12 protein-coding genes are annotated in these 12,586 nt (G+C 48.0%); 8 read left to right on the top strand and 4 right to left on the bottom strand.

Going from position 1 to position 12,586, the window contains the following annotated elements:
- The first annotated feature begins 60 nt into the window (after positions 1 to 60).
- The 8 genes from ACWHYD_RS11775 to ACWHYD_RS11740 all read left to right on the top strand — a co-directional run bounded on the left by ACWHYD_RS11775 (position 61) and on the right by ACWHYD_RS11740 (position 6,574).
- Positions 61 to 888: a flagellin N-terminal helical domain-containing protein gene (locus ACWHYD_RS11775; protein WP_447962232.1), complete on the top strand. Its 828-nt coding sequence runs from the start codon at positions 61 to 63 to the stop codon at positions 886 to 888.
- A 68-nt stretch (positions 889 to 956) separates the two neighbouring features.
- Positions 957 to 1,355: a flagellar protein FlaG gene (locus tag ACWHYD_RS11770; RefSeq protein ID WP_447962231.1), complete on the top strand. Its 399-nt coding sequence runs from the start codon at positions 957 to 959 to the stop codon at positions 1,353 to 1,355.
- Between the two features lie 129 nt (positions 1,356 to 1,484).
- A complete protein-coding gene (gene fliD, locus ACWHYD_RS11765; protein WP_447962230.1) occupies positions 1,485 to 2,900 on the top strand; it encodes a flagellar filament capping protein FliD in 1,416 nt (471 codons plus the stop codon).
- Positions 2,901 to 2,915: 15 nt separating this feature from the next.
- Positions 2,916 to 3,308: a flagellar export chaperone FliS gene (fliS, locus tag ACWHYD_RS11760; protein ID WP_447962229.1), complete on the top strand. Its 393-nt coding sequence runs from the start codon at positions 2,916 to 2,918 to the stop codon at positions 3,306 to 3,308.
- Between the two features lie 13 nt (positions 3,309 to 3,321).
- Positions 3,322 to 3,636: a hypothetical protein gene (locus ACWHYD_RS11755; protein WP_447962228.1), complete on the top strand. Its 315-nt coding sequence runs from the start codon at positions 3,322 to 3,324 to the stop codon at positions 3,634 to 3,636.
- A gap of 317 nt (positions 3,637 to 3,953) precedes the next feature.
- Positions 3,954 to 4,205, top strand: a complete 252-nt coding sequence (locus ACWHYD_RS11750) for a hypothetical protein (RefSeq protein WP_447962227.1) — start codon at positions 3,954 to 3,956, stop codon at positions 4,203 to 4,205.
- 85 nt (positions 4,206 to 4,290) lie between these two features.
- Positions 4,291 to 4,896, top strand: coding sequence for a PilZ domain-containing protein (locus ACWHYD_RS11745; protein WP_447962226.1), 606 nt, complete (start codon positions 4,291 to 4,293; stop codon positions 4,894 to 4,896).
- Positions 4,802 to 6,574, top strand: a complete 1,773-nt coding sequence (locus ACWHYD_RS11740) for a CsgG/HfaB family protein (protein WP_447962225.1) — start codon at positions 4,802 to 4,804, stop codon at positions 6,572 to 6,574. Before ACWHYD_RS11745 ends, ACWHYD_RS11740 begins: the two co-directional genes overlap by 95 nt.
- A gap of 51 nt (positions 6,575 to 6,625) precedes the next feature.
- Here the strand turns inward: ACWHYD_RS11740 and ACWHYD_RS11735 are convergent, their stop codons facing one another.
- The 4 genes from ACWHYD_RS11735 to lon all read right to left on the bottom strand — a co-directional run bounded on the left by ACWHYD_RS11735 (position 6,626) and on the right by lon (position 12,166).
- Positions 6,626 to 8,041, bottom strand: a complete 1,416-nt coding sequence (locus ACWHYD_RS11735) for an HD domain-containing protein (RefSeq protein WP_447962224.1) — start codon at positions 8,039 to 8,041, stop codon at positions 6,626 to 6,628.
- A 124-nt stretch (positions 8,042 to 8,165) separates the two neighbouring features.
- Entirely contained in the window at positions 8,166 to 8,615 is a 450-nt protein-coding gene (locus ACWHYD_RS11730; protein ID WP_447962223.1) for a DUF2062 domain-containing protein, read from the bottom strand.
- A 21-nt stretch (positions 8,616 to 8,636) separates the two neighbouring features.
- Positions 8,637 to 9,680 (bottom strand): thiamine-phosphate kinase, encoded by a 1,044-nt coding sequence (thiL, locus tag ACWHYD_RS11725; RefSeq protein ID WP_447962222.1) that lies wholly within the window; start codon positions 9,678 to 9,680, stop codon positions 8,637 to 8,639.
- A gap of 8 nt (positions 9,681 to 9,688) precedes the next feature.
- On the bottom strand, positions 9,689 to 12,166 hold the full coding sequence (gene lon / locus ACWHYD_RS11720; RefSeq protein WP_447962221.1) for an endopeptidase La: 2,478 nt from the start codon (positions 12,164 to 12,166) through the stop codon (positions 9,689 to 9,691).
- Between the last annotated feature and the right edge of the window lie 420 nt (positions 12,167 to 12,586).

Raw genomic sequence — 12,586 nt, 5'->3', positions numbered from 1 at the left:
TCATTTATTTCATTCCTCAAGGGACGGATCCATTGAGGCGCAGCCATCAAGGAGGAAAGTATGGCACTTGTCGTTAACAACAACATCGCATCACTTAACGCTCAACGAAACTTGGGCGTGTCCAGTGCTCAATTGGAAGGGTCGGTCGCCCGTCTTTCTTCGGGTTTGCGAATCACCCGGGCGGCGGATGATGCGGCGGGATTAGGAATTTCTGAAACCTTACGGGCGCAAATTCGGAGCATTAATCAAGCCGTCAGAAACTCAAATGACGGCATTAGCTTATTGCAGATTGCAGACGGTGGCGCGGAAGGTATCGGTAATCTGTTAGGTCGGCTTCGTGAACTTGCCGAACAATCAGCCAGTGGAATCCTTGGATCGAATGAGCGGTCCTTCCTTGATCAGGAGTTTGTGGCCCTTCGGTCTGAAATCGATCGAATCTCCTCGGTGACCGAGTTTAACGGGGTGAAACTGTTAAGTGGGACCGCTAATGACTCCTTAAGCATCCAAATCGGTTTTCGTAGTTCAGCGAATGACACGTTATCACTGTCCCTTAAGGATTTGAACACCACGACATTAAGTCTGGGCAGTGTCAATGTGTCTACTTCTGGCAACGCCTTAAGCGCACTGTCTAATATCGATAGTGCCATTAGTGCTGTAGCGTCTGCTCGAGCGAATATCGGGTCCTTGCAAAACAGGATCGATGCGGCTGTGGGGAATTTGCAAGTAGCTGGTGAGAATATCACCGCCGCAGAATCACGGATTCGCGATGCGGATATTGCCTTTGAATCAGCGAAGTTTGTTCGGAATCAGATATTGGTTCAGGCGGGTACGTCAATTTTGGCTCAAGCCAATACGTTGCCTCAACAAGCCCTTGCCTTGTTACAGTAATCAGTATTGTGGAGAAACCGGGGCTTCGTCCCGGTTTCTCCCTATAAGAAAGTTGGGGTTAACCCATTATGATTTCAACACTTTCTGACAGCGCCTCTTTCATTACTGTCTCAGTTGGAAATGAGATTCGCGTGCGGGCTGAGCAGAAATCCATCACGGGGGATACTCAGCGCAAATCAGAGACGAAGCAGGTCCTTTTTTCTCCGGAGCCAGCTGAAGATTCAACGGCCCATGAACCATTGACCACAGAGCAGGTGCAAACAACCGTGGCTCGCCTTCAAGAAACATTGAAGCATATTCAACCTCGATTAGAAATCTTTCTGGAAAGGGATATAAATCAGGTGATTTTTCGAGTCGTGGATAAAGAATCAGGTGACCTCATCCGACAAATACCTTCAGAAAAGATGATAGATCTTGCGCGGTTATTTTCGGGACAGTCAGGGCTGCTTGTGGAGGAAAACATTTAGTCACCTTCTCAACCCGTTTGCCGTTCATGAGCCCAGTGACTCAGTCTTTGAGAAATCCAGGTTTTGTAATACGATTAAAGTCCGTTGAACGTTTCGTCATGTTAAAGGAAATGACGAGAGGAATGTCGGATGGCTATTAGTTTCGGTGGGCTTGGGAATGGGGTAGATTTTGGACCTGTTGTCGATGCGCTCGTTCAGGCTGAACGCTTTCCCATTGATGCCCTTACCCAGAAAAAACTTCAGGCCCAGAAAAAACAAACCGAATTAGGTTTGTTAGGGGCAAAATTACTTAGCTTCCAAGGTCTGGGGAACAGTCTTCGTAATCGGGTCAGCTTTAACAAGAATCAAGTCAATGTTGCCTCAGCCAGTGCCCAAACCCCTTTGTCGGCATCTGTTTCTTCGTCGGCCGCTCCTGGTACGTATCAGGTGACTGTGAACCGGTTGGCCTCCGCACACCAAATTATTTCCAAGGCTTCCACGGCAGTTTCTGAATCTGATGCGGATATTGTTAGTGGCGCATCCGGTACATTTCAATTTCAGGTGGGTACGGGTTCGATTCACACTGTAAATCTTGATGCCGCGAGTACATTGGATGATTTACGTTCCGCGATAAATGATCTGGGTGCCGGAGTGAGTGCTTCAGTCTTGAATACTGGGAGTGAAGCCTCCCCGCAGTTTCGTCTCGTATTATCAGCGAATGAGACTGGGCTTGATCAGGCCATCACGATTGTGGCTGATGATACGAACTTAGATATGGTGACCACAGGAGTGGATACGTTTCAAGCGGCTCAGGACTCCGAAATTGTGCTTGGGGCGACAGACGGCGGGGCGGGGACCACCGCCATTACGATCAATCGTTCGAGCAATACACTCACCGATGTTGTGACTGGGCTCACCCTCAACCTCCAAGCCGTGGATGCCAGTAATCCTGTGACGATCTCGGTGAGTCAGGATCATAGTGCTGTCAAGGCAGCCATCTCAGATTTTGTGAAAGGGTACAATGAAATAGTAACCTTTGTTAATGAACGAACGTTTTATAATACAGAAACAAAGGAACGTGGTATTTTCGTCGGTGAGAGTTTAGCACGAAATGTTCTTGATCGAGTCCGAGAGTCTGTCTTTTCCCAAATCGGTGGGTTAACGACTTATACCGGAGCTTCCCAAATCGGATTTGAGACGCAAACCACTGATGGAACGATTAAGCTAAATGAAGCGACCTTAGATTCTGCCCTAAGTACAAATTTTTCTGCGGTGCGTGATTTGTTTGTCAAGAATGCTACCACCGGCACGAAGGGGATCGCGGAATTAGTGGTGAATGCCATTGATGGACTGGATGATATCGACACGGGTTCCCTCACGCGCCGCCAAAACGCCTTGACGCAACAAGTGAAAGATTTTACAAGTCAAATTACTTTAAAAGAGGAAGCCTTGACGCGGTTCGAGCAGCAACAACGTTTGAAGTTTGCCAACTTAGATGGGTTGTTGGCCAGATTACAAAGTCAATTGAAACAAATGCAGAACGCATTCCCCACGACAAATGGGTAACGAGAGGATGTTCGTATGATGGTTGGTGCTCAGTCTTATGCAAACACGCAAATCCAAACTGCGTCCAATGTTCAAGTGATTGTGTTGCTGTATGATGGGGCCATTTCTTCCATGAAACTTGCACAAGAGGGAATGTGTGCATTGAATTATCCGGATAAGGCCCGATTCCTCGATCGTGCGCTTCGAGTGATTGGGGAATTATCCGCTGCCCTTAATATGGAGGAAGGTGGTGGGATCGCTAAGGATTTACGCCGGATGTATGAATACATTCAATTTGAGTTGACTCAAGCCAACCTGAAAAATGAACCCCGTCGCTTAGAAGGCCCTATTCGTTGTCTTTCCCTTATTCGAGAAGCCTGGGTGGAATTGGCCGTTCAAGGAGTAAAGCCTCAGGCGGTCGGGATCTAAACACTGGGGTTGTATGCCTGAAGTTAACTGCCTTGTCGAACAGCTCACCCAAGATGCCATTGAGGCCGCCAAAAATGGTCAATGGGATCAAGTTATTGTTCTCTATGATCAGCGTCTGTCTCAAGGACCACAACAATCCCTTACCTCCGAGGCCGTCAAATTTCTCGTGGCATCTGATCAATGGTTGGTCAAGAGGGTTCGAGAAGCCCAAGCCGCGATCCAGCAACATCTGAATGATATGCAGGATCAACGACGCAAGTTAGAGGTTCTGAAACGGCAGTGGGGAGCCAACTCCACGACCCAGGTGCGACATCTCCTGACAATTTGAAAGTTGAGGGTATGTATGAGGGTTTTCCGTGCTTTGCACCATAGAGAATTCTCCAAAAAACCAAATCCAATATCTGTGCCTGAGATGACGGAATTTCCACGTCACTATTTTGACGGGCAGAGCCAAGCTAAACTTCATGCTTCCATCAAAATTTCTCATGTTTCCTTCTATCCTACATTTTCCTGAACAAACAGCCGAAAAGAAAGGGAAGCTGTCCAGGTATAACAATTGTGTGATTGCATACTTCAAATCTGTGATTTCCCCTTTTAGAAAATGACATGCCCGGTTGTTCACTCTCCATCTGAAGGAACGACATCATGACTCAACAATCGGCATCCACTGCAAACCCTCCTTTGTCTGTATTGCCGGATAATACAGTGCAAAATGGAAAATTATTACATTCGCTCTCCAATAAATTACTCCCTATTGTGGTGTTCTCCGAGTTGGCGTTACGTCGGTGCGAAGATGACCAGCTGAAGCGACAATTGGAGAAAATTCATGGGGCCGCCGAACAAGCCAGGGATATTCTTGTGGAAATTCGGAGCCTTTACAACGGGAAGAGCTCCTAATATGAACTCAGGGTTCCCAGATTCTTCAATTGTACTATTCCCTGGTTTATGTGTGATGGAATGACTATTCTTTTAAAGGTGTCTTATGGATATTGTGGCTTCTGAGGATCGACGTCAAGATTGCCGAGTGGATGTGCCCGTATGTCTGTGGGTTGAGGTTCCTCTTGCCTTCTCTTATGAAACGATTGATCTTGATGGGGCTGAATTCAGCCAGTGGCAATGGGATGAGTTAGCTGTTTCCCCGGATTTAGTCAAGGCCATGGTGGATGAAAAGGATCTGACCATTCGTGATCCTTTGCTCTTACAGATGGTTACCCGTATTGACTGGATGTTGACCTCAATTCTCCGAACATTGGGAAAAGAAAAAAATCTCAAGGGGGCTATTCCAGAATTTACTAAAGTGAGTCTATGCGGTTCCGGAATAAAATTCTTTTCCGAAGACACATATCCCCTTGATTCCTTTCTCGTCCTACGCCTCATTCTGCGGCCATTTATTCCGATTCAGGCTGTTGGCAAAATTGTTAGAGTTGATTCTACGCGAAAAGGCAAGGAACCGGGATTTGAGATTGCGGTGGAATTTACCAAAATTTCTTCTGATGATCGCGAAGCGATTATTCGACACACACTTCGGTCTCAAGCCACCATGCAACGGCTTCGGCTCAAGCAACCTGTCGATTCCGTTCTTGATTAAGGCTTCGGGAATTTTTTGCTGTCTGTTGTCCTGTCTCGTAATCGTGGCAGGATGTCAGAGGGCACCTGACGTTCCCCTTTCTCCTCATTCGGTACCTTCATCGTCTATTTCCTCTCCGCCCCCTCGTCTTCTTGGTCGACCGTATCGTGTTGCTATCCTGCCTTTTGAGAATATGACCCGGCACCCCCAACTAGATTGGTTACGTCGTGGGCTACAGGAAATGCTGGTTAGTGATTTAGCGCAATGGTCGCAACTTGAGGTGGTATCACGTGATGTTCTTGGTTCGGTCTTACGTGAGCAATGGTTGCAACAGCGAGGGTTTTCATCAGATGAGAATACTGTTGGTCTTGGACGGTTAAAAGGAGTGCGGTATCTCATTCAAGGGCGAATGTATGCACAAGAGGAGGCCCTTGCCGTCGATCTGCAGATTGTCGACGTGGAGACGGGGGTGGTTGTGGGGGCTGTCAACGCCAAGGGGTTAGAGTCGGATATTCCTGGTTTGGAGCAAGACATTGTGACTCGCGTCCTTGGTATGTTTGACCCTTCTCTTAATGTGGAAACCGGGTCAATGTCAGATCAGATGGCGGAAAGCTCCCAGCTGTCCTCCAATCGGCATCTTGAGATTGACCGGGAAAGGGGATCCTTGCCATTTTTGGGATCAGTTCCTTCACATGCGGTTAATCAAATCGATGCTCTCCTATCATTGGAAATGCTTACTCATAAGAGAAGGGAGGCGTATTGGTTAGCAGAAACCATTTGGCATGAGGGTTGGGTATCTGAAATTGGGAACCCCCTCCACCAGGTTTGGCAATTCCCGAATGCTTCTCTGAGCAATTTACCGATTATGGCTATTCCAATTTCACTGTTTTTCTCTCCTCATCGGCTCGCCCATATTTTTGAGCAAACGCAGAAGACCGAAACCGGTTATGGGGGATATGTGGATTCTGATGGATTCCGGACGACCATCGATGAAGCTTCTGGGGCTCAGTTATTATTTGTTGAACATTTTCAGAAGCGGCGGCGTGTATTTATTCGTGCAATTAATGAACAAGGAGATGTGGTGGCCATTTTTTCCGATTGGGGATGGCGAACGGAACGTAAATTTACAATGCAAGGTACTCAGGGGGTATCTGTGCCCATGTGGCCGAACCCGTTTATCACCGGGTTCGTTAAATTTCCTGTTGATTGGGTTGAGCGGGAAGGGCGCCATGTGACGTTTGATAGCGTGGTGGTTCCGGTGCCAGACGAGCAAGTTCTTGTTTTGCTGGAGCCAATTGGAGAGCTTCAAAAAGAGGAAATCGAAATTTCCTCACAAAATGATCAGGAGGATAATTTTCTTAAGGAATTGGGGAATCAAATCAAATCGAATTGGACCCCTTCGATAACTGAAGGACTTCCAGTGCGTGGGTATCTGCCAGGCAATAAACGGACAGCGGTGGGTATTGTCCATGCCCAAGATGGAAAAATTCGTGACATTCAATTTCAGCATTGGCCTGAGGATCCGTTTTTTTTGAAAAGCTTACAAGATCTTCAACTAAAGCTATTGGGGGCTTGTCTGGAATGTCGGAACTCCGGTCAGGTTCTCCCCCCTCTCCCTGCTTCCTTCAAAACCTTTCGTTTACAACTCACGCTGGTGAAAGACATTCACGCCCTTCACCTGGGCAGTCGTTCTCACTAACCTGGAACTATTGAGATCCATAAGTGGAGTGACTGTTCCGGTTCTGGTCACTCAGGATGGTTGTATTAAGGTGGGCCAATGCCGTCGGAGGGTTTCCTCGGCGGCGTTGGCAAGTATCTTGTCGATGGAATGATCCTGGCTGAAAACTCGCAGGGTGATCATCCGAGCGGGAAGATATTGGAGGAATTTCTGAAGGCTATCTTTTTCCACCGTGCCTTTGGCAGGGTTCCAGACAAATATTTGAAAGTTCCCCATGTTGAGCAAATTAATGGGGCGGGGATCTTTATGAGCAAAATCTACTCGAATATCTTGGGAACGATATTTTGAAGGTAACAGTCGGCGCATCCGTTTCAGAAATACCTGAGGTTGAAAGGATGATGCTGCCGGCTGAATGATGGGGAGCAGCGTGCTGAATGCCGTTTTCCATTTCACGTGTCTTCCAATAATTTGACTCCACTCTAATCCTAGTTGGCGTTTGTGCATGGAGCGAGCGTGCTTCCAGGAACGAACGGTTTCGATGACATGCCAATCGGTTAGATGGAGGTATTGAGGTAAGGATTGGAGGGGATTTTTTTTGCACAGGATCTCCATGGTGGGTTGAAAAATTTCCTGAAGATGAATGTCGATCGCCCGTGTGGTGCGATGATAGTAAACATTGGCATAGAGATAAAGCCTGGCGTGTAAAAACATTTGTAACGCAGGAAGTCCTGATTGGTGGATCGTGAGACCATGCGAGGAAAAGAAGGTGTAATGAAGGAGTCGTTCTATATCCACGGGTCCAATGGCCACTCCGCACATATAGGAATCCCTGAGGACGTAATCACAATTGTCCGGGGTGTAAATTCCGCCGAGAAGGGGTTGTAAGGCGATAACCCATGGTGGAAGGCCCTTTGTCGATTTGTGAGGATCCTTCAGAATGAGGAAGGCAATATGATCCGGATCCAAGTGCTCTCCGGGAGCAAAAGGCCCTGAAGGACTCCGGCAGATCTTTTTGATGATTGGAGCCAAATGGTCACGAATAATGTGTTGGCCGAGCACTTCATGAGTCAGGTCAAATTGATGCAGGTAATGGTGATCAAAAAAATGGCAGAACGGTCCATGCCCGATATCATGGAGCAAGGCCGTGATACGAATAAATTCTTCCAGGAAATGACAAGATGGTACTTCGGAGACGGTTTGGAAAAGCGAAGGATAGAGGCGAACCATAAACCGACCTGCCAGGTGCATGGTTCCTAGAGAGTGCTGAAAACGGGTATGTTCGGCGCCCGGATAGACCCAATGTGCACTCTGAAGTTGGAGAATATACCGAAGGCGTTGAATCCAGGGAGAATCAATTAGATCTTTTTCGGTTTGTTCCGTAAACTGTGGTACTGAATAGGGAACGGTGATGGAAATATAACCGTGAATGGGATCGGCAAGAAGGGAAACGCCATCAAATGGAGATGAGAATGGTTGTGATCCGGGCATGGGCTAAGAGTTTATCCCTTTGTTCAATTCCTTCCATGTTGGAGAGTGCTGAGGTATCGCAACCAGCATGAGGGGAGAACTGTTCCTGTTTTCGATCTGCTGCTGCCCCATGTTTTTTATTCTTCTAGGAATTTTTGAATCCCCGGTATCGGGTCATGACCCATCGCATGATGGGATAGGCCATCAACGATCCGACAATCGAAAGGGCACAGGCCCCAACAAAAAAAGGTATGAGATAGGGGGAAAGCATGTCAAACATATTGTCCACGTTCATTTGATCCCACTCAATCGTGGTAGATGAAGATGTGCCTACCAACAGCATTCCGGTATAGAGACTGGCGGCTAAAATTGGAACAAGTGTCCAGGGATTGTTGATCAATGACCCCAGAAAGAGAGCTAGTATATTCAGCCGGAAGGCCCAAGCGCAGAACACGACGCTGGCCGTGTGGAAAAAATAATGTGGCGCGAACGCGATAAACACACCAAGAGAAAATGCCAAGGCTGTGCGGTGAGGAGTTTCCTGAAGGTGGAGGACCTGGGTCAGTTGTTGTCGGATCGATTCAAGCGTTAGCATAGACATTTCCCTGACAATCTCTTACTCCGAAAAATGCACATAACTTTTTGGTACAAGTTGGTGAGTCCTACCGTTTTTTTTCGTGATTTGAATTCCCGAACGACGAGAGGTCATGACGCCAATGGCGGTCGCAGAAATCCGTAGTCGTTTAATCGCTGATTCAAGGCTGTGTTGTTTTTTTGGAGATACAGTAAACAATAATTCGTATTCTTCTCCTCCGTGTAGGACCCAAGGTAGGGGCTCTGCGCCCACCTGTGAAGCATAGGCGAGGAGATGAGGGGACATGGGGAGGTTGGCTTCCAGAATGAGGGCACCTACCCGGCTTTGTTGGCACAAATGCGTGATATCTCCCGAGAGGCCATCAGATAGATCCAACGCCGCCGAAGCCAAGCGGCGGGAAGACAGCAACCGTCCTAATGCAATACGAGGGGTGGGTTGGAGATGTCGCCTAACTAAAAACTTCATGGGTTGCCGCAGGTTCGAAATCTTTCCGCGGGAACCTTGATGTGTCAGGCATGCCAAACCTGCAGCCGAGTTTCCCAATGATCCACTGACATAGATAATGTCTCCTTCCTTAGCCCCACCTCGTGTTAATGCATGACCGGGCTCAACCTGTCCCAGTATGGTGATTGACAGAAATAGAGAAGAATGTGAGGCTGAAGTATCTCCACCCACGAGTTGGACCCCATGCGACTTGCAAGGAACGGAAAGCCCACGATACAGGTCTTTCCAGTCCCCAAACCGCACATAGGAGGGAAGGGCTATAGCCACCAGTATATAGGTGGGAGTGGCCCCCATTGCGGCAATGTCGCTGAGATTGGCTACGGCAGCCTTGTAGCCTATATCATAAAATGAAGCGGTATTTTTTGAAAAATGAATGCCTTCAACGAGTAGGTCCGTGGATATAACAATATGGGTAGATGAAGGATGTGCCAGAAGTGCCGCATCGTCTCCCATGCCAATGAGTGTCCTGGAACCGGGTGGGGAAAATCCACGATTCAGGGCGCGGATGAGTTGGAATTCCCCTATTTTTGACACGGGCGCCTGGCGGCGGGAAGGAGACATGATAAAAATCAGCGTGTCTTGGGGACGGTTTGTCGTAAAGGGCGACGGGTGACCGACGAGGCCACCTTTTTTCGACGGCCGGAAGAATTATTTCCATGAGTTATTGCCGAGTTCAGAGTGTGTCGGTTTTTAGGGCGAAGGGCGACTTTGAGAACTTCCGACATATTCTCTACATAAATAAACTGAAGGCCTCGCAATAAATGTTTGGGAATATCATTCAGGTCTTTTTGATTTCTTTTAGGCATGACAATGGTTTTGATATGGGCCCGTTTTGCGGCGAGAACTTTTTCTTTTAACCCGCCAATGGCCAGTATTCTGCCGCGAAGCGTGACTTCTCCTGTCATCGCCAGGTCTCGTTTGACGGGTTGGTTGGTGAGGCAGGACGCAAGTGCCGTGGCGATGGTTATGCCTGCGGAAGGCCCGTCTTTGGGTATCGCGCCGGCAGGTACGTGAACGTGAATGTCTTGTTTGGCGAAGATGTCAGGATCGATTCCCAGTGACTTGGCCTGGGAACGGATATACGTCAGTGCGGCATGGGCAGATTCTTTCATGACTTCGCCGAGATGCCCTGTTAAGGTTAAAAGGCCTTTACCCTTGATGGCCGAAGTCTCAATGTACAGGACATCTCCACCGGTTTCTGTCCATGCGAGTCCGGTTGAGATGCCGACTTCATCTTTCTCCTGCTCCTGATCCGGCACATATTTGGGCACGCCTAGATAGTGGTTGAGGTTTCGAGGTGTGACCTGATGCTGTTTTATCTTTCCTTCTGCAATGTGTTTGGCTACTTTTCGCATCACATTCGCGAGTTCGCGCTCTAGATTGCGAACACCGGCCTCCCTGGTATATTGAGAGATGATGCGTGCCAAGCACGGATCGGTGAGGAGTAAATGCTCCTCCGTAATCCCGTGTTCTTCTAACTGTCGGGGGATCAAATAGCGTTGCGCAATGCCAAGCTTTTCTTCCTCTGAATACCCTGGAATTTCAATGATCTCCATTCGGTCCCGTAGTGCGGAGAGAATGGGGTCCGTTAAATTTGCGGTCGTAATAAACATCACTTTACTCAGGTCAACGGGTACCCCGAGATAGTGGTCCATAAAGGCATGATTCTGTTCGGGATCGAGAACCTCGAGCAGGGCCGCAGACGGATCCCCGCGGAAATCTGTCCCGATCTTATCGACTTCATCCAACATGAACACGGGGTTATTGGTTCCGGCCTGTTTGATCCCCTGAACAATCCTCCCTGGTAAAGCTCCGACATACGTTCGGCGATGCCCGCGAATTTCGGCTTCGTCTCGTGTTCCACCTAAACTCATGCGAACGAATTCCCGACCCATGGCACGAGCAATCGATTTACCTAAGGAGGTTTTTCCGACTCCAGGAGGGCCCACAAAACACAAGATGGGCCCTTTCATATTGGCTTTGAGTTTGCGGACTGCGAGATATTCCAGAATTCGTTCCTTGACCCGTTCCAGGTCGTAGTGATCCTCATGCAGCACCTGGCTTGCCTGTGGAATGTTGAGGTTATCCTCAGAATGATGATTCCACGGTAATTCAACCATCCATTCCAAATACGTTCTGATCGTCCCGGCCTCGGCCGTATCCTGGTGCATTTTTTCTAGACGTTTCAGTTGCTTCTCCGCCTCTTTCAGGACCTTGTCCGGCATGGTGGCTTCTTGAATTTTTCGACGAAATTCAGCCACTTCTTCTGATCGGTCATCGAGTTCTCCCAACTCTTTTTGGATCGCCTTGAGTTGTTCACGAAGGAAGTATTCGCGTTGCGTCTTATCCATTTCACCCTTGGCTTCAGCTTGGATTTTCTGTTGCATGGACAAAACGTCTTGCTCGTTTCCCAGGATTTCATTGACACGCCTCAGACGGAGAAGGGGGTCTTCAATTTCAAGGACTCCCTGTGTGGTCTCAACATTGAGCCCAAGATTAGAGGAGATAATGTCTGCCAGGCGCCCAGGTTCTTCCATATTTTCAATGACGGTGAGCACATCCGGCATGAATATTTTCCCTAAGCCGATGACTTTACCTAATGCTTCTCGGGTGGAACGCACGGTGGCTTCTTTTTCCAATGAAGGAAGCGCGGTGGACAATTCTGTGCAGGTTTCGATGCGGGCAGAGAAAAATGGATTGGTTTGGGTAAATTCTTGAATGCGGGCTTTGGTGACCCCCTGAATGAGTATTTTAATACGGGCATCCGGAAGTTTCAGCATGCGCATAATGATACCGACTGTTCCCACTTGATAGAGGTCTTGAGTCTCCGGAACTTCCACCTCTTGATTTTTTTGGGTAGTTAAGAAAATTAACCGGTTGGAAGAGAGGAGAGCGGCTTCAATGGCCTTAATTGAAATGTTACGCCCAACAAAGAGGGGAAGCACCATATAGGGAAAGACGACAATATCCCGTACAGGCAGGAGTGGTAATTCATCTGGGATCTGGTCAATGGACGGTGTGGGAATCTCCGGGTAGTCTTCAGTCATCAGTTTCAATTTCTAAGGATGAACGAATAGATTAAGCCAAGATATGGCAAGAATGGTGAATCCGGTTTTGCTTAAATTCTTCATGCCCAAGGAGCCCCTGGCAAACATAGCAGGGATCACTTCGGACGCAAGGTGAACGGATTAATGGTCCCGGCTTCCACAGCACATGCCGAAGATAGTCCGGGATTAGGGATGGGTCCCTGAGTGAAATCCAATACTTCGTTTTTTAAGAATAGCTAGATGATTTTCAATGATTTTGATACTAGGAGAAGGTGAAAAATGTTGTCAAGGTATATGCCCGTTCACTGATCGGAATGTCTCTGGGAGTAGGGGGTGCATAGAATGTTGCCTTTACAAGGAATCCTGCCACGAATATAATCTGGCACCTTGATCCCAACATGATGATTTTCTTCCCATTTT

The sequence above is a fragment of the Nitrospira sp. Ecomares 2.1 genome (assembly GCF_965152585.1).
The sequence above is the reverse complement of the archived record's forward strand: the minus strand, read 5'-3'. Positions and strand labels throughout refer to the sequence as shown.

What these genes read in the sequence shown, in the direction of transcription:
- ACWHYD_RS11775 (WP_447962232.1), top strand. Translation starts at nt 61, where the DNA reads ATGGCACTTGTCGTTAACAACAACATCGCATCACTTAACGCTCAACGA.
- ACWHYD_RS11770 (WP_447962231.1), top strand. Translation starts at nt 957, where the DNA reads ATGATTTCAACACTTTCTGACAGCGCCTCTTTCATTACTGTCTCAGTT.
- fliD (WP_447962230.1), top strand. Translation starts at nt 1,485, where the DNA reads ATGGCTATTAGTTTCGGTGGGCTTGGGAATGGGGTAGATTTTGGACCT.
- fliS (WP_447962229.1), top strand. Translation starts at nt 2,916, where the DNA reads ATGATGGTTGGTGCTCAGTCTTATGCAAACACGCAAATCCAAACTGCG.
- ACWHYD_RS11755 (WP_447962228.1), top strand. Translation starts at nt 3,322, where the DNA reads ATGCCTGAAGTTAACTGCCTTGTCGAACAGCTCACCCAAGATGCCATT.
- ACWHYD_RS11750 (WP_447962227.1), top strand. Translation starts at nt 3,954, where the DNA reads ATGACTCAACAATCGGCATCCACTGCAAACCCTCCTTTGTCTGTATTG.
- ACWHYD_RS11745 (WP_447962226.1), top strand. Translation starts at nt 4,291, where the DNA reads ATGGATATTGTGGCTTCTGAGGATCGACGTCAAGATTGCCGAGTGGAT.
- ACWHYD_RS11740 (WP_447962225.1), top strand. Translation starts at nt 4,802, where the DNA reads ATGATCGCGAAGCGATTATTCGACACACACTTCGGTCTCAAGCCACCA.
- ACWHYD_RS11735 (WP_447962224.1), bottom strand. Translation starts at nt 8,041, where the DNA reads ATGCCCGGATCACAACCATTCTCATCTCCATTTGATGGCGTTTCCCTT.
- ACWHYD_RS11730 (WP_447962223.1), bottom strand. Translation starts at nt 8,615, where the DNA reads ATGCTAACGCTTGAATCGATCCGACAACAACTGACCCAGGTCCTCCAC.
- thiL (WP_447962222.1), bottom strand. Translation starts at nt 9,680, where the DNA reads ATGTCTCCTTCCCGCCGCCAGGCGCCCGTGTCAAAAATAGGGGAATTC.
- lon (WP_447962221.1), bottom strand. Translation starts at nt 12,166, where the DNA reads ATGACTGAAGACTACCCGGAGATTCCCACACCGTCCATTGACCAGATC.